Source organism: Streptomyces sp. NPDC006385 (assembly GCF_040612485.1).
In the GTDB taxonomy this organism is placed as follows: domain Bacteria; phylum Actinomycetota; class Actinomycetes; order Streptomycetales; family Streptomycetaceae; genus Streptomyces.
In genome coordinates, this window is sequence record NZ_JBEXQG010000022.1 from 1 (window position 1) to 16,008 (window position 16,008).

General features: G+C 71.0%; 12 protein-coding genes, 2 pseudogenes and 1 riboswitch. Of the genes and pseudogenes, 8 read left to right on the forward strand and 6 right to left on the reverse strand.

Features of this window, described 5'->3' with window-relative positions; all coding sequences use genetic code 11:
• The 4 genes and pseudogenes from ABZ078_RS18920 to ABZ078_RS18935 form a co-directional block, all read right to left on the reverse strand.
• Positions 1-393: pseudogene (locus ABZ078_RS18920) on the reverse strand (hypothetical protein); the annotation flags it as partial.
• Entirely contained in the window at positions 386-1,126 is a 741-nt protein-coding gene (locus ABZ078_RS18925) for a hypothetical protein (RefSeq protein WP_356576633.1), read from the reverse strand. The gene ABZ078_RS18925 and the pseudogene ABZ078_RS18920, both read right to left, overlap by 8 nt.
• Before the next feature lie 32 nt (positions 1,127-1,158).
• Positions 1,159-1,683 carry a phage tail protein gene (locus ABZ078_RS18930; RefSeq protein WP_086173538.1) on the reverse strand — a complete coding sequence of 175 codons (525 nt, stop codon included), beginning with the start codon at positions 1,681-1,683 and terminating at the stop codon, positions 1,159-1,161.
• 33 nt (positions 1,684-1,716) lie between these two features.
• The gene (locus ABZ078_RS18935; RefSeq protein WP_356576635.1) at positions 1,717-3,582 is read right to left on the reverse strand and encodes a phage tail sheath subtilisin-like domain-containing protein; all 1,866 of its coding nucleotides are present in this window, start codon (positions 3,580-3,582) and stop codon (positions 1,717-1,719) included.
• Between the two features lie 589 nt (positions 3,583-4,171).
• Here ABZ078_RS18935 and ABZ078_RS18940 point away from each other — a divergent pair.
• From ABZ078_RS18940 to ABZ078_RS18955, 4 genes and pseudogenes are all read left to right on the forward strand, one after another.
• Positions 4,172-4,342, forward strand: a pseudogene (locus ABZ078_RS18940) (glucarate dehydratase); the annotation flags it as partial.
• Between the two features lie 142 nt (positions 4,343-4,484).
• The gene (locus ABZ078_RS18945; RefSeq protein WP_356576637.1) at positions 4,485-5,549 is read left to right on the forward strand and encodes an NAD-dependent epimerase/dehydratase family protein; all 1,065 of its coding nucleotides are present in this window, start codon (positions 4,485-4,487) and stop codon (positions 5,547-5,549) included.
• A gap of 142 nt (positions 5,550-5,691) precedes the next feature.
• A riboswitch (cyclic di-AMP (ydaO/yuaA leader) is annotated at positions 5,692-5,866 on the forward strand.
• Between the two features lie 56 nt (positions 5,867-5,922).
• Entirely contained in the window at positions 5,923-7,797 is a 1,875-nt protein-coding gene (locus ABZ078_RS18950) for an NlpC/P60 family protein (protein WP_356576639.1), read from the forward strand.
• A 327-nt stretch (positions 7,798-8,124) separates the two neighbouring features.
• On the forward strand, positions 8,125-9,129 hold the full coding sequence (locus ABZ078_RS18955; protein WP_356576640.1) for a sugar ABC transporter substrate-binding protein: 1,005 nt from the start codon (positions 8,125-8,127) through the stop codon (positions 9,127-9,129).
• A gap of 65 nt (positions 9,130-9,194) precedes the next feature.
• Here the strand turns inward: ABZ078_RS18955 and ABZ078_RS18960 are convergent, their stop codons facing one another.
• Complete coding sequence (locus ABZ078_RS18960; RefSeq protein ID WP_356576825.1) at positions 9,195-10,196, reverse strand: LacI family DNA-binding transcriptional regulator; 1,002 nt, start codon at positions 10,194-10,196, stop codon at positions 9,195-9,197.
• Positions 10,197-10,399: 203 nt separating this feature from the next.
• On the opposite strand from ABZ078_RS18960, the gene ABZ078_RS18965 reads away from it, so the two are divergent.
• From ABZ078_RS18965 to ABZ078_RS18980, 4 genes are read left to right on the forward strand one after another with little or no spacing between them, the layout of a single operon-like run.
• Positions 10,400-11,359, forward strand: coding sequence for a TIM barrel protein (locus ABZ078_RS18965; RefSeq protein ID WP_356576642.1), 960 nt, complete (start codon positions 10,400-10,402; stop codon positions 11,357-11,359).
• Positions 11,360-11,370: 11 nt separating this feature from the next.
• A complete protein-coding gene (locus ABZ078_RS18970) occupies positions 11,371-12,795 on the forward strand; it encodes a sugar porter family MFS transporter (protein WP_356576644.1) in 1,425 nt (474 codons plus the stop codon).
• Positions 12,796-12,820: 25 nt separating this feature from the next.
• On the forward strand, positions 12,821-13,837 hold the full coding sequence (locus ABZ078_RS18975; RefSeq protein WP_356576645.1) for a Gfo/Idh/MocA family oxidoreductase: 1,017 nt from the start codon (positions 12,821-12,823) through the stop codon (positions 13,835-13,837).
• A complete protein-coding gene (locus ABZ078_RS18980) occupies positions 13,834-14,703 on the forward strand; it encodes a sugar phosphate isomerase/epimerase (RefSeq protein WP_356576647.1) in 870 nt (289 codons plus the stop codon). The genes ABZ078_RS18975 and ABZ078_RS18980 overlap by 4 nt, the downstream gene beginning before the upstream one ends.
• Before the next feature lie 6 nt (positions 14,704-14,709).
• On the opposite strand, the gene ABZ078_RS18985 is transcribed toward ABZ078_RS18980, so the two are convergent.
• Positions 14,710-15,936, reverse strand: coding sequence for a cytochrome P450 (locus ABZ078_RS18985; RefSeq protein WP_356576649.1), 1,227 nt, complete (start codon positions 15,934-15,936; stop codon positions 14,710-14,712).
• Positions 15,937-16,008 lie beyond the last annotated feature (72 nt).

Below are 16,008 nucleotides of genomic sequence, written 5' to 3' on the forward strand. Positions count from 1 at the left end.
CCGTCCGGATTCGTACGGCATCAAGCCTGAGGTGCTCGGGAGCACCGCGCGCTTCACATTGGACCGGCCCCGCAACATCGTCGTCCAGGTCGACGCCGGGGTGCGTTCGGTGCGTACGGCCATCCGCTCGCGTTCGGTGTGGCGGGGCGCGGGCGTGGCCGGGCGCGGTGCGGCGGCCTGCGGTACCGCGGATGGGGTGGTGGCGGGCCACAGCAGGTCGGTGCCGTCGTCCGGTTCCGCGGTCGTGGCCCGGACCGCCTCCACCCGTTCGAACGGCCCGGGCAGCCGGGGACGTACCCGCACCACACCCGGGCGCGGGCCGGCGGCCGGGGCGTGCCGGGCGATCAGCCGGTCGAGGAAGTCGGGAACCGGCGCCCCTTCGGCGTCAGACATCCGCACACAGCTCCAGGTAGTAACGGCGCCGCAGCGGGCTGAGCGCCAGGATCTCCGGCTCGCTCCAGCCGTACGAGGTGGCGAGCAGATGGACGTCGAGCAGCAGGTCCCGTGCCCAGGCGTCCAGTTCGGTCCACAGGTAGGAGGCGATGTCCAGCTCGGCGCGGGTCGCCTCGTCGCACTCGGGGCAGGCGATGTTGAGCGTCACGTCGGCCCCCGGATCGGCGGCCTCGACCGCCTCGGCGATCCGGCGCTGGACCGGGGCGGGCAGGTCACCGGCGGGCACCGCCGCCCCGTCGCGCACCGCCGAGACGAGGCACCGGGTGAGGAGGGCGGCGCGTGGGTCCGCCGACCGGGCCGCCGCCGTGAGGTCGGCGGCACCGGGGAGCCGGAACCGCACGTCCCAGCCGTCCCGTTCGACGCGCACCACACGGGAGTCACTCGGTGTCCCGGGCTTGCCCAGCGACCGCGCGAACTGCCCGGCGTCCAGCTCGAACTCCATGTCCGCCCCGCACGCCGCGCACTCCAGCCGCACCTGCATCCGTTCCCCGAACAGGGCGCGGCGCAGCGCGAACAGGTCGGCCTCGCGCTCGCCCACCGGCAGTACCGGCAGGCTCGCGGCGTCGACGTCCGGGCGGGCCGTGCGGTGCAGCAGCAGAGCCCGCCCCGTCGGTGCCTCGGCGAGGCCAGCCTCCCAGGTGGCCAGCAGGTCGGCCGCCCCGGTGATCGCCATGTTCTCCCCCCGCTTCCTCAACTGTCCTCAGGTCAGGCGGGGTTGAGGAACGACGGCTCCTGCGGCTCGGGCACCTCGTAGTCCCGCTCCCAGCCCTCGCACTCGAGCTTCAGCGACTGGATGGCGACCGCGTTGGCGTTGGCGTCGAGCTCGCCGAGGACCTGGTACTCGCTGGGCCAGGTCCGGTACAGCTTGTGCGAGACGGCGACCTGGCCGGCCTCGTTGAGGACCTGGATCACTATGTCCTTGCGGAAGTCGGCGAGGGACACCTCGGAGCCGAGGCCCGCGCCGACCTGCCAGACCTTGTTGGCCCAGCGGTCGAACTCGGGGTCGTGGGTGACGCCGCGCTCCAGGGTGATGCCCTCGAACTCGGAGCGGCCCGGCGACTTGCGGGGCGACGACGGATCGCCGCCGTGGCGGTGCTTGACGACCTCCGTCGTCCGCTTCAGCGGACTGATCTTGCTGATGCCGGCGACCGTGCGACCGTCCCACAGGACCAGGAACTTGAAGTTCTTGTAGGGGTCGAAGCGATGCGCGTTGACCGTGAACTCAGCCATCGGATTCCTTCAGTTCTCCACGATTCCCCGCGCCTAGAGCGCGAACTGCCCGGACGTCTGCTGGATTTTGACGATCACGAACTCGGCCGGACGGACCGGTGCGATGCCGACGAGGACGTTGACGATGCCGTTCTCGATGTCCTCGGCGGTCGTCGTGTCGCTGTCGCACTTGACGAAGTACGCCTCGCGCGGGGTGCCGCCCTTGAAGGCGCCCTGGCGGAAGAGGGTGTGCAGGTACGAGGAGGCGGCGAGCCGGATCTGCTGCCACAGGTTCTCGTCGTTGGGTTCGAAGACGACCCACTGCAGACCGCGCTGCAGGCTCTCCTCCACGTGCAGCGCGAGCCGCCGCACGGGCACGTACTTCCACTCGCTGTCGAGCGCGTCCGAGCCTTCCAGCGTGCGCGCGCCCCAGACGACGGGGCCGGTCAGCGGGAAGGTGCGCAGGCAGTTGACGCCGAGCGGGTTGAGCAGTCCGGTCTCGCGGTCGGTCAGGTTGACGGTGAGCGAGTGCACGCCCGCGAGCCGCGCCTCGGTGCCGGCTGGGGCCTTCCACACGCCGCGCTCGGAGTCGGTGCGGGCGATGACGCCGGCGACCGCGCCGGACGGCGGGAAGGAGCGCAGTCGGCCGGTGAGCGGGTCGGTGAGCTGGAGGTGCGGGAAGTACAGACCCGCGTGGTTGCCGCGTACGGCGTCGAAGGCGGCGAGCCCGGCGCGGGCGGTGTCGACGCTGACCCAGGTGCTCGGCGAGTCCACCAGCAGGAAGATCCGCCGCTCGGCGCACAGCCGCTGGGCGGCCGAGATGACGGTGAGCGCGTCCTCGGTCTTCTCGTACGCGGCGAGTTCGGGCAGTGCCAGCAGGTTGACGTCGGCGATGCCGCGCAGCGCCTGGATGCCGGACTTGTCGGCCTCGGAGCCGATGAGGTCGCGCGGGCCGGGTGCCGCGCCGTCCTCACCGCCCTCCAGCGGGAAGACCGGCGGGTTGACGGACGCCTCCAGGCCGAGGTCGTTGGCGCATTCGCCGAGGAAGCGGACGACGTCCTCGGGGTCGGTGGAGCCGGCGACGACCTGGATACGGCGGCCGAAGGCGGTGACCTCGGCGCCCGCGAAGGCGTGCTTGCCGGGCGCGTCGGGCAGGGCGCGCAGCTTGCGCTCCAGGAGCAGCGCCAACTCGGCCACGCTGCACGGGGCTTCGCCGTCGCAGTCGGGGTCGTAGAGGGTGAACTCGCGCTCCACCTCGCCGATCTTGACGGTCAGGTCGACGGCGAGGTTCGGCAGTTCGTCGCCGAAGGGCTTGGAGACGGTGCCGGAGGGGTCGGGGCGGCCCTCGCCGACGACCTCGACGCGGATCAGCCTGGAGCCCGTGTTGATCACGGTCTGCGCGAAGCGGCCGTGGGAGGGGTCCATGGACAGGCCGGTGAAGCTCTCGCGGGCGTCGCCCTTGGCGTCGTAGACGCGCAGGTTGAAGGTTTCGTCGGGGCACGGCGTGTCGTGGTCGACGGCGACCCGCAGGCCGTTGCCCCAGACGCCGGGCTCCTTGGCGTGCACTTCGAGGACCGGGCCCTCGCTGTGACCCTCGGTGGACTTGAGGGTGACGCAGGCGGCCTTGCCGCTGCCGGCCTTGGCGACGCGGACGATCACCGCGACGGTGCCGCCGTTGCCGAAGAACTGGTGGACCGCGTAGCCGACGGCGCTCTGCGCGCTCAGACCTCCGAAGCGGCGCTCGAACTCCGCGAAGCTGGTGACGCGAACCGGCTCGTTGAGCGGACCCCGCCGGGTGTGGCCCACAAAGGCGGTCACGGACGTGGTCAGGGTCGAGATGGTGCGGGTACTGCTGGGAAGTTCCTCTACGTAGACGCCGGGATACGTCGGCTTGGCGGCGCTGACCGCGCTCATCGGCATTCCCCCTCCTATCCCTGTCTCGGGTACCGGACAAAGGCACCAAGAGATGGCAGAGGAGGCATTCCCGACCGGAGCACGAAAACGCCACCCACACGAGCGACGCCGTCACGTGCACCGCACCAGTTCCCCCGTCATCACCCCGCGGGCGGTCGGCCGCGCGGGTCAAGCAACTCGCTTGTGACTCCTGATGCTCAAGTGCTCAACCCACCTTGCTGCGCGGGAAGTTGACGGAGCAAGGCGCCTTCTGGCCACCGCGGGAGGGGGTTTGGTGAAGAGGCCCTCGCGGCATCCGCACATCACGCCTGCGCGCCCCGGCCAGGTGGTTCACAGATCCCGCACAGAGGTGTCGCTCCGGGAGGCCGAGCGGGCCCCGACCCCGGCACGAGACCCCTCACCCGCGCCGTTCGACCGGTCGCACGACCGTGCGGTCTCCTTGAGTCGCACACAACACACAGTGGCTGGTTTTCCGGGGGTGACACGAACACACCTCCGGGAGCGCATGCCCCTGTGGAGCCGATGAAATCCCATCGCCATGTCTTGACATGCGACCGAGGCGATTCGCAGCTTGACTGGTCATTTGGCACTGCGCGACGGCGCGGTACAGGTCCCCACCGGCCCGGGACCCGTCGTGGAGCTCGACCACGACGCCCTGGACCGGCTGCACCGCCTGTACCTCGACTCGGGCCCGCGCTCCCGTGACGACACCGGCTCCATGCGGCGGATCGACCCGGAGTACGAGCTTCGGCTCCGCCACTGGTGACATGGCCGGCGCGAGGCGCGGCCCCGTGCGCGACGCCGGTCGCCTCGGCCGGCCGGCGTCGGCTCCACGAACCGCCGGACACATGGCACCGCGCCGCGAACGCCGCTAGCGTGATCGCCCGACTTCCGTGGGGACAAGGGGTGTGAGCGTGGGCGCACACGGGTCGACGGCCGTGCTGGTGACCGGTGGCAGCGGTTTCGTCGGCAGTCATCTGGTCAGGCGGCTCCTGGAGCGGGGGTACGAGGTCCACACCACCGTGCGCAGCAGCGCCGACGCGGCGAAGGCGCGCCCGTTGCGGGAGATGCAGGAGGCGTTTCCCGGCCGACTGTCCCTCTTCGAGGCGGACTTGCTGACCGAGGGCTCCTTCGACGCGGCGATGAGCGGCTGCCGGGTCGTGTTCCATGTGGCGTCACCGTTCCTCATGCCGGAGCGGATCAAGGACGGCCGGCGGGACATGGTGGACCCGGCCCTGCTCGGCACGCGCAACGTACTGGCGAGCATCGAGCGGTCGCCCACGGTCGAGAGGCTGGTGTTCACCTCCACCGTCGGCGCGATCTTCGGCGACTACGCCGATGTCCTGCACATGACCGACGCAGTGCTGTCGGAGCGGTACTTCAACACCACCAGCACGGTCGAGAACAACCCGTACCACTACGCGAAGACCGTCGCGGAACGCGCGGCCTGGCAGGCGGAGGCCGCCCAGGACCGCTGGCGCATGGTCTCCGTCAACCCCGGCCTGATCCTGGGCCCTTCACTCACCCCCACCTCCCGGTCCGGCAGCCTGTTCCTGCTGGAGGAGCTGTTCAAGGGCTACTTCTTCTACGGCGCACCGGACTTCAGTTTCACCACGGCGGACGTGCGCGAGGTGGCCGAAGCGCACGTGGCGGCGGCGGAGAACCCGGACGCGAAAGGGCGTTACATCGTCGCCGATCGCACCATGACGTCCTTCCACGAGATGTCCCGCATCATCCGGACCCGGTACCCCCGCGACCTCCGCCTCCCGCGCACCGCGCTCCCGCACTGGCCGGTAAGGATCCTGGGCCCCGCCTTCGGACTGACCCAGGACTACATCCGCAAGCACCTCGGCATCCGGTTCCGGGTGGACAACAGCCGCAGCGTGACCGAACTGGGCATCACCTACCGTCCGATCGAGCAGACCCTGCTGGACCACTACGAGGCGTGGCGGAATCAACGCGGTGCGAAGTGAATTCGGTGGTCTCCGCGCCGCGAGCGTCGAAGGTCACAGAAACGTATCGGACATTTCACACGTCAATCTTCACGCGGGGCACACAAGTTCGTTAGGTTACGGCTCAGGCCGCACGACGATCTCTGGCGAACCCCGTCGGGACGTGCGCCCTCCGCCGAGTCCGGTGCGCCCGCAGGGGTCACGGGAGCCGGGGACCCAACCGAACTTGGGGTGAATCGGCCCAACTGCCCTTCGGGGCAAGGGCCGTAGGGCACACCTTCCGGAAACGACCGCCCGAACCCGTCAGCTAACCCGGTAGGCGGAGCACGGAAGGAGTACGTCGCCCATGGCGCCGGAACGCACGGCGCGTCCGGGGGCTCTCAGCCTGCCCGGCATGCGCAATTCCGCACTCGCGTCGGCGGCCCTCACCTCTGTGGCCCTGCTCGCCCAGACGGCCAACGCCGCCCCCTCCCTCGGGGACGAGACACCGAGCCGCGAGGAGGTCAGCCGAAAGGTCAGCTCCCTCTACGACCAGGCCGAGTCCGACACGGGCACCTTCAACGCCACCCGCGCGGCGTCGGCGGGATCACGAGGGCGTGCCGACCGGCCGACCGACGCCGGACGCGGGCCGGACGCGCCTGCCGGGAACGACGACACCAGGCGCGGCGACACCAGGCGCGGCGACTCCGCGCTCGACAGGGTCGCCCGGCAGTGGTTCGACGCCGCCCGCTCGAAGCTGGGTCCGACGGTTCCGGCGACGCTGCCGAGCGACAAGCCGGAGCGGCCCGGCGGGACACGGTCCGCGCGCCCCGCCGAGCGTGCGGTGGCGGACCTCACCGACCTCGGGCGGGCCTCGTCCGGCCGCCCCGCCCTGGAGCCGCCCGCCGCGCCGGCAGCCGAGCTGACGTCCGCTCCGGCCACCGGATCGGCTGCCGTCGCGGAACTGACGGCCGGCCCCATCGCCGCCCTGCCGGCCCCTCCGGAGACATCGCACACTCCGGCTGACCAGGCCACGCAGACCGCCCTTGCCCTGCCCGCCCCGGCCGCGCCGCCCGCCGAACCGGCGGCCGAGATGACGGCCGAGTCGCGGCAGCGGTCCGCGCTGAAGGCGACCAAGGAGCAGAACCAGCGCAAGATCGACCGGGCCCGCGCACTGCTGTCGGCGTACATCGAGCAGCAGAACACACCACCAACGGCGATCGCGCCCCAGCCGGCGACGCCGCCGGCCACGGACACCTGGAGCACCCCACCGGCCTTGCCGGCCGACACCGGGACCACGACACAAACCCCGGCCACCGCCACCTGGAGCACCACACCGGCCCCGACCACCGACACCTGGGGCACCACACCGGCCTTACCCGCCGACACCTGGGGCACTACACCCACCCCGGCCACCGACACGTGGAACCCCACACCAGCCCGGCCCGTCGCCGACACCGGGACCACGACACAAACCCCGGCCACCGACACCTGGAGCACCACACCGGCCCTACCCGCCGACTCCTGGGGCACCACACCCACCCCGGCCACCGACACGTGGAGCACCACACCCACCCCGGGCACCGACACCCGGAGCACCACACCGGCCCTACCCGCCGACACCTGGAGCACCACGCCCACCCCAGCCGCAGACACCCGGAGCACCACACAAACCCCGGCCGCCCCCGCCCCCTGGCCCGCCACCCCAGCCCCACCCCAGTCCGCGACCGGCACACAGTGGCAGGTCCTCCAGGACCTGCGGTCGGCCGACGGCCTCGCCGCGGCCCCCGCCGACACGACGGCGTGGTCCAGCACGGCGAGCCTGCCCCTCGGAGCCCCCGCCCCCGCTCCCACCCCCACCCCCGCCCCCGCTGTCACCACTCCCAGCCCGCCCGCCCTGGCCCCGAGCAGCCCCGCCCCAGCGGCCGCACCCCAGGACACGCGAGCCGTGCGGGCCCTGGACTTCGCCCGCGCCCAGCTCGGCAAGCCCTGTGTCTGGGGCACGACCGGCCCGGACGCGTACGACGGCGCCGGCCTCACCCAGGCCGCTTGGAAGGCCGCCGGGATCACGCTCCCCCGCACCCCGCAGGAGCAGGCGACCGCCGGCCGCGGAATTGCCGTCACCTCCGCCGAACCCGGCGACCTGGTCCTCTTCCACGCCGGTCACGTCGGCATCTGCTCCGGAAACGGCATGATGATCCACGCCCCCGGCCCCGGAGCGGTCATACGCGAGGAGTCGATGCACTACGCAGGTGAGTCGGCGATCCACAGCGTGATACGACCCGCCTGATCCGGCCGCCCTCGGCCGCTCCTACTCCGTCCCCACCCCGCCCTCACAGGGCGGGGTGGTCCTGTTTCGCGCCCGGTGACTCCTCGCCCGCCCGCCCGGCGCTCCCCGAGCCGCACGGCCCAGCGGCGCCGCGCCGCGCGCACTCTCCCACCTTGGATTTGTCGATACGTCCTGACAAGCCCATTGACATCGCCTCCGGACCGCCGCATAGTACCTGCCACTAGAGCGCGCTAGTGAAGCGCTCCAGCCGTATCCAGCGGGCGGTAGACCCGTGACCTCCCCCCACCTGAGAACCCGCCCTGATCAGCACAGTGAGGTGCATGGGACATGCGCAGTCATCACAGAGCCGCCGCCGTGGCCGCCGCCGTCGTGGCGGGCGCCCTGCTCGCCACCGGATGCTCCAGCGGCTCCGGCGGCAAGAAGTCCGAGGAAGGCGCTGCCGAGGCCTCGGCGGGCAAGGCCACCACGCCCCGGATGACCGTGGCCATGATCACCCACGCCGCCCCCGGCGACACCTTCTGGGACCTGATCCGCAAGGGTGCCGAGGCCGCCGCCGCCAAGGACAACATCAAGCTCGTCTACTCCAGCGACCCCAGCGCCGGGACGCAGGCCAACCTCGTCCAGAACGCGATCGACCAGAAGGTCGACGGCATCGCCCTCACCGCCGCCAAGCCCAGCGCCATGAAGGCCGTCGTGGCCAAGGCGACGTCCGCCGGCATCCCCGTGGTCGGCTTCAACTCCGGCCTGGACAACTGGAAAGAGCTCGGCATGCTCGAGTACTTCGGGCAGGACGAGAACATCGCCGGTCAGGCCTTCGGTGAACGCCTCAACGAGAGCGGCGCCAAGCACGCCCTGTGCGTCATCCAGGAGCAGGGACAGGTCGCCCTGGAGTCCCGCTGCGCCGGCCTGAAGAAGGGCTTCAAGGGCAAGACCGACATCGTCTACGTCAACGGCACCGACATGCCGTCCGTGAAGTCGACGATCACGGCCAAGCTCCAGCAGGACTCCAGCATCGACCAGGTCGTCACCCTCGGCGCCCCCTTCGCCCTGACGGCCGTGCAGTCGGTGGCCGACGCCGGCGCCAAGGCCAAGGTCGCCACCTTCGACCTCAACAAGGAACTGGTCACCGCCGTCCAGGACGGCAAGGTCGAGTTCGCCGTCGACCAGCAGCCCTACCTCCAGGGCTACCTGGCCGTCGACTCGCTGTGGCTGTACAAGACCAACGGCAACTTCAGCGGCGGCGGCACCGCCCCGGTCCTCACCGGACCCGCCTTCATCACCAAGGAGAACGTCGACGCGGTCGCCGAGTTCGCCGCGAAGGGAACGCGGTAACCCCAAGGACAGGCGAGGCCGGCCGTGACCGCGACGGGGCACGGCCGGCCTCGCCACCGCGACTCTCAGGCCGGCTCCCGCGGGGCCGGCCCGCTCGTGCCCCGGACGACGAGCTTCGGGTCCAGTACCGCCTCGCGCGGCTCCAGTTGCCGGTCCTCCAGCCGCTCCACGGCGAACCGCACCGCGTTCTCGGCCATCAGCACGGAGTCCTGACGGACCGTCGTCAGACCGATCGGCATCAGGTGGGACAGGTGGCTGTCGTCGTAGCCGATGACGGACATGTCCCGCGGGACCTCGATCCGCGCACGCGTCAGGGTCATCAGCAGGCCCATCGCGCAACGGTCGTTGCCCGCGAGGACCGCGGTGGGCAGCGGCAGCCCCCGGTCGCGCTCCGCCACGAGCAGATGGCCCGTCTCGATGCCGGACTCCTCGGTGTGGGCGCCGGGGATCACTCGCGCCTCGGACTCCAGACCGTGCCTGCGCATGGCGGCCCGGTAGGCGCGGCGCCGCTCGGCGGAGCCGGGGCCGCGCCCGCCGTCGATGTGCACGATCCGGCGGTGGCCCAGTTCCACGAGGTGGTCCATGGCCTGCCGTACGCCCTTGCCCTCGGCGCTGTGCACGAAGTCCACGCGCGCGTGCGGCACACGGCGGCTGACCGAGACGGTGACGGTGCGGTGTCCGAGTTCGTCGAGGTAGGCGGGTTCGGCGTCGGGGCCGAGCAGGATGACCGCCTCGCAGCGGTGGCCGAGCAGCGCCTCTATCGCCTTCTCCTCGCTGCGGCCGTGGGCGGCGGCGGAGAGCAGGACGTCGTAGCCGAGCCGCTCGGCCTCGGGGTAGATGGCGGCGATCAGGTCCGTGTGGAAGGTCTGGTGGACGGTGAACATCACGCCGAGCGTGCGGCTGCGGCCGCGTGCGAGCAGCCGGGCCGCGCTGTCGGGCCGGTAGCCGATCTCGTCGGCGACCCGCAGGATCCGCTCGCGGGTCTCCTGGCCCGCTCCTGGCTGGTTGCGGAAGACGATCGAGACGAGCGCCCGGGAGACGCCCGCCTTCGCGGCGACATCCGCCATCGTGGGCCGCTGCCTGCTCGGTTCGTCCACCTGTGCACCCACCCTTCGACGCCGCTCACCTTGACGGCGCCTCGAAATCTCCCGGCAACAAGCTATTGACATGACATTTGGACCAGGGTCATCGTACTCGGACTAGAGCGCTCTAGTAGAGCGCGGAAGAACATTCGTCCACTGACTTCCGTCCCCTCCCCGAAGGACACGTCATGGCAACGGCGCCAACCTCGCTCCGCACCACCGCGGGCAACCTGTGCCTGGGCTCGGCCCCCGACTCCTGGGGCGTCTGGTTCCCCGAGGACGAGCACCAGGTCCCGCACACCCGCTTCCTCGACGAACTCGCCGCGGCGGGATACGAGTGGCTGGAGCTGGGCCCGTACGGCTACCTCCCCACCGACCCGGCCGTCCTCGCCGAGGAGCTCGCCGTACGCGGCCTCAAGGTCTCCGGCGGCACCGCCTTCGGCGCGCTGCACCGTCCCGATGCCTGGGACGAGATGCTCGCCCACGTCCGGCAGGTCGCCACGCTGACCGCCGCGGCGGGCGCCCACCACCTCGTCCTCATCCCGCCCATGTACCGGGACGAGAAGACCGGCGCGTTCACCGAGGCGCCCGAGCTGACCGCCGAGCAGTGGGCGGGCTTCGGCAAGGCCGCCGACCGGCTGGGCAAGCTGCTGCTCGACGAGTACGACGTACGCCTGGTCATCCACCCGCACGCCGACAGCCACATCCAGACCCAGCCGGAGATCGAGCGGCTGCTCAACGAGTCCGACGCGCGCTACACCAACCTCTGCCTGGACACCGGGCACGTCGCCTACGGCGGCGGCGACAACCTCGACCTGATCCGCCGCTTCGGCGAGCGCGTCGGTTACGTCCACATCAAGCAGATGGACCCCGAGATCCTCGCCCAGGTCCACACCGAGAACCTCTCCTTCGGCGAGGCCGTCAAGCGCGGCGTGTGCGTCTCGCCGCCCGCCGGTGTGCCCAAGCCCGCCGACGTGGTCGCCGAACTCGCGAAGCTCGACGCCGAGTTGTTCGTCATCGTCGAGCAGGACCTGTACCCGTGCGCCCCCGAGGTGCCGCTCCCGATCGCCGTCAGCACCCGTGAGCACCTGGCCGGCTGCGGCCTGACGGGCACCCGGCGCCCGAAGCTCACGGTTCTCGACCGATAAGGAGGCGGCCCATGGACGTCAGGGACAACACGGCGCAGCCCCCCGCCACCGTCACGGACGACGCCCCGCCGGCGGTGACCCGCAGGCTGCGGCTGATCACGGTCATCGCCACCTTCGGCGGACTGCTGTTCGGCTACGACACCGGCGTGATCAACGGCGCCCTGCCCTACATGACGGAGGACCTGGGGCTCACCCCGGTCACCGAGGGCATGGTCACCAGTTCGCTCCTGCTCGGTGCCGCGCTGGGCGCGGTGGCCGGCGGCCGGATGTCGGACGCGCGCGGACGGCGCCGTACGATCCTCATCCTCGCGGTGCTGTTCTTCGTCGGCGCGCTCGGCTGCACGCTCGCGCCGACCACCGCCGTCATGGTGGTGGCGCGGTTCGTGCTCGGCCTCGCGGTGGGCGGCGCCTCGGTGACGGTGCCGGTCTACCTCGCGGAGGTCTCGCCCGCCGAGCGGCGCGGCGCACTGGTCACCCGTAACGAACTCATGATCGTCAGCGGTCAGTTGCTGGCGTTCACCTCCAACGCGATCATCGCCCGGGTGGGCGGGGAGTCCGGCGGGGTGTGGCGCTGGATGCTGGTGATCGCCACCCTCCCGGCCGTGGTGCTGTGGTTCGGCATGCTGGTCATGCCGGAGAGTCCGCGCTGGCTCGCCTCCAAGACGCGTTTCAGCGAGGCCCTGGAGGTGCTCCGGCAGGTGCGCTCGCGGCAGCGCGCCGAGGCCGAGCTCGCGGAGGTCTCCGCGCTCGCCGTCAAGGAGGACCAGGAGCGGCTCGGCGGCTGGCAGGACATGAAGGCCACGCCCTGGCTGCGCAAGCTCATGTTCGTCGGCTTCGGCATCGCCATCGTGCAGCAGATCACCGGCGTCAACACGATCATGTACTACGGCACCGAGATCCTCACGGACGCCGGCTTCGCCTCCGACAGCGCGCTCACGGCCAACATCGCCAACGGTGTCATCTCCGTGCTGGCCACCTTCGTCGGCATCTGGCTGCTCGGCCGTGTCGCCCGCCGACCCATGCTGATGGTCGGTCAGATGGGCACGACCGCGGCCCTGCTGCTGATCGGCGTCTTCTCGCTGGCGCTGCCGGCCGGTGACGGCCGTGCCTACGCCGTGCTCGCCATGACCGTCACCTTCCTCGCCTTCCAGCAGGGCGCGATCTCGCCGGTGACCTGGCTGATGCTGTCGGAGATCTTCCCGACGCGGATGCGCGGTTTCGGCATGGGCGTCGCGGCCGTGGTGCTGTGGCTGACCAACTTCGTGATCGGGCTGGTCTTCCCGTCGCTGGTCTCCGGCATCGGGATCTCCAACACGTTCTTCCTGTTCGTGGTGGCGGGCATCTTCTCGCTCACCTTCGTCAAGCTCTACGTCCCCGAGACGAAGGGCCGCTCGCTCGAAACCCTCGAAGCCGAACTCCGGGCTCGCTTCTCCTGACCCACCGTCCGAAGGAAAAGGAACAATGACCGTACGTGTAGGCGTCATCGGCGCCGGCTGGATCGGCAAGGAACACATCCGGCGCCTCACCGAGACCGTCACGGGTGCCCGTGTGACCGCGGTGACCGACATCGACGCCGCCCGCGCCGAGGAGGCCGCGGCACCGGTCGGCGCGCGTGTGCTGCCCGACGGCGCGGCCGTGGTCGCGGCGGACGACGTCGACGCCGTCCTCGTGACGTCCTGGGGCCCCACCCACGCCGAACACGTGCTGAACGCGATAGCCGCGGGTAAGCCGGTGTTCTGCGAGAAGCCCCTGGCCACCACCGCCGAGGACTGCCTGAAGATCGTCGAGGCCGAGACGGCGCACGGCCGCCGCCTGGTCCAGGTCGGCTTCATGCGCCGCTACGACGCCGGATACCGGCAGATGAAGCAGGTCATCGACTCCGGCCGGATCGGCGAGCCGCTGATCGTGCACTGCGCCCACCGCAACCCCACCGTCCCGGAGTCGTACGTCTCCGGCATGGCCGCCCTGGACACGGCCGTGCACGAGGTGGACGTGCTGCGCTGGCTGCTCGACGACGAGATCGTCTCCACCCAGGTGGTCACCCCGCGCGCCACGAGCAAGCGGTTCGCGCACCTGAAGGACCCCCAGATCATGCTGTTCGAGACCGCCAAGGGGGTCCGGATCGACCTGGAGGTCTTCGTCAACTGCCAGTACGGCTACGACATCCAGTGCGAGGCGGTCGGCGAGGAGGGCCTCGTCCGGCTGCCCGACCCCGCCGCGGTCGGCGTCCGCACCGCCGGACAGCACAGCACGGAGGTCCTCACGGACTGGGTGGGCCGCTTCCGGGACGCCTTCGACACCGAGTTCCGCGAGTGGATCGCGGGCCTCGCCGCCGGCAGCGAGCCGACCGGGCCCTCGGCCTGGGACGGCTACGCCGCCACCGTCATCACCGCAGCGACCGTCGAGGCCCTGGAGTCGGGCCGCGTCGTCGCCACCGACCTCAAGCCCCGCCCCGCCTTCTACGGAGGTGCCGCGTGAAGATCGCGCTCGACCCCTACATGCTCCGCTCGCTGCCCATCGACGAGATGGTGCGCACGGTCGCCGAACTCGGCTACGAGTACATCGAGTTGTCGCCCCGCGACGACTTCATGCCGTTCTTCCTGCACCCGCGTGCCGACGACGAGCGGATCGCGGAGCTGAAGAACGCCCTGCGCACGCACGGCGTCCAGCTCTCCTCGGTGCTGCCGCTGTACAAGTGGTCCTCCCCCGACGAGACCGAGCGGCAGGCCGCCGTCCGCTACTGGAAGCGGATGATCGAGATCACCGTCGACCTCGAATGCACGCTGATGAACTCGGAGTTCAACGGCCGCCCCGAGCGCGCCGCCGAGAGCGAGGCGGCGTTCTGGCGCTCGATGGAGGAACTGCTTCCGGTGTTCGAGCGCGAAGGCATCGCTCTGAACCTGGAGGCGCACCCGGACGACTTCTGCGAGGAGAACACCCCCGCGGTCGACCTGGTCCGTGCGATCAACAAGCCCTGGGTGAACTACCTCTACTGCGCTCCGCACACCTTCCACCTGTCCGGCCCCGCGCAGGTCGGCGCGGACATCGCGGCGATGATGCGCTACGCCGGTGACAAGCTCCAGCACGTGCACATCGCGGACTCCTTCAACCACAAGGGTTCGTCCGGCCTGCGCTACATCCTCAACCCGCCCGGCACCCCGGCCCGGATCCACCAGCACCTGGACATCGGGCAGGGCGAGGTCGACTGGGACGTGTTCTTCGGCACCCTGCGCGAGCTGAACTTCGACGGCGTCGCCACGTCCTGTGTCTTCGCCTGGGAGGAGCGGGCCAAGGAGTCCTCCGCGTTCATGCTCGACCGCATCCGCAAGGAACTGGCGGCGTAAGGGGGTTCACGCGGCCTTCAGGGCGAGCGGCAGCGCGCCGAGACCGCTGAGGAAGTTGGAGTAGACGGGCTTCGCGGGGCCCGTCTGCTCCATGTCCGCCACGAGGTCGCGCAGTCCGGCCAGCACGGCACGGATCTCCGCCCGGGCCAGGTAGGCACCGAGGCAGAAGTGCGGGCCGTAGGCGAAGGTGACGTGCTTGTTGGGGGTGCGATCCAGGCGCAGCGCGCCGGGCGCGTCGAAGATCCGCTCGTCGCGGTTGGCGGAGGCGTTCCAGACGGTGACGATCTCGCCCGCCGCGATCGGCCGGCCGTCGATCTCGGTGTCCGTCGTCGCGGTGCGTCCGGCGTGCAGGGCGGGGGTCGTCCAGCGCAGGATCTCCTCGACCGCGGTGTCGATGCCGGCGTCGCCCCGCTTGAGGGCCCGCCACTGGTCGGGGTGTTCCAGGAGGGCGAGGGCGGCGCCGACCATGGACAGGCGGGCGGTCTCGTCGCCGCCGAGGATCAGGCTGTAGCAGTTGAGCATGATCTCGTCGTCGTCCAGCGGCAGCCCGTTCACCTCGCTGCCCGCGAGCAGTGCGATGACGTCCGCGTGGGGGCTGTCGCGCCGGTCGCGGGCGAGGCCCGCGAAGTAGAGCAGGATCTCGTTCTTGGCGACCCACGCGTCCAGCGGCGTGCTGTCCGCGTCGTGCGAGCCCAGCGCCGAGGACGTCAGGCTCAGCACGTGGGCCCGGTCGCCGTCGGGTACGCCGAGCAGGTCGCAGACGGCGCCGAGGGGTATGGGGGCCGCCACGTCGGCGGCGAAGTCGCAGGTGCCCTTGTCCAGGGCGTCCCGCAGCAGCCGGGTGACCGTGCGGCGCACACTGTCCACGACCGGCTCCAGGGCCCTCGGCGAGAACGCGGACATCAGCAGGCGGCGCAGCCCCGCGTGCTTGTCCCCGTCGGTGATGGGCAGCATCCGGCCGGCCGCGGAGTCGCCGCCCGCGAGCAGGGTCTCCAGGATGTTGCCGCCCTCGGAGGTGAAGCGCGCGCTGTCGCGGTAGACGGAGGTGACGTCGGCGTGCCGGGTCACCACCCAGAACCCGGGGGCCGTGTCGGTGGCGGGGTTCCAGTGGACCGGCTGACGCTCCCTCAGGTGGCGCCACACTGCGGACAGATCGCTCTCGGCGTGCAGCCGTGGATCGGCCAGGTTCAGCGTGTCGAGTTCGTCCGGCGCGATCGTCCGCCGCGTGGTCATCACGTCTTCCTCCCGTATGCGCTGGTCCCGGCACGCCGCGCCCTCATGAGGCTCGTCGAACACGTGTCGGTC

Excerpts from the sequence above, each read along its gene's own strand:
- ABZ078_RS18925 (WP_356576633.1), bottom strand. The coding sequence starts at position 1,126 with ATGGCGATCACCGGGGCGGCCGACCTGCTGGCCACCTGGGAGGCTGGC.
- ABZ078_RS18930 (WP_086173538.1), bottom strand. The coding sequence starts at position 1,683 with ATGGCTGAGTTCACGGTCAACGCGCATCGCTTCGACCCCTACAAGAAC.
- ABZ078_RS18935 (WP_356576635.1), bottom strand. The coding sequence starts at position 3,582 with ATGCCGATGAGCGCGGTCAGCGCCGCCAAGCCGACGTATCCCGGCGTC.
- ABZ078_RS18950 (WP_356576639.1), top strand. The coding sequence starts at position 5,923 with ATGCGCAATTCCGCACTCGCGTCGGCGGCCCTCACCTCTGTGGCCCTG.
- ABZ078_RS18955 (WP_356576640.1), top strand. The coding sequence starts at position 8,125 with ATGCGCAGTCATCACAGAGCCGCCGCCGTGGCCGCCGCCGTCGTGGCG.
- ABZ078_RS18960 (WP_356576825.1), bottom strand. The coding sequence starts at position 10,196 with ATGGCGGATGTCGCCGCGAAGGCGGGCGTCTCCCGGGCGCTCGTCTCG.
- ABZ078_RS18965 (WP_356576642.1), top strand. The coding sequence starts at position 10,400 with ATGGCAACGGCGCCAACCTCGCTCCGCACCACCGCGGGCAACCTGTGC.
- ABZ078_RS18970 (WP_356576644.1), top strand. The coding sequence starts at position 11,371 with ATGGACGTCAGGGACAACACGGCGCAGCCCCCCGCCACCGTCACGGAC.
- ABZ078_RS18975 (WP_356576645.1), top strand. The coding sequence starts at position 12,821 with ATGACCGTACGTGTAGGCGTCATCGGCGCCGGCTGGATCGGCAAGGAA.
- ABZ078_RS18985 (WP_356576649.1), bottom strand. The coding sequence starts at position 15,936 with ATGACCACGCGGCGGACGATCGCGCCGGACGAACTCGACACGCTGAAC.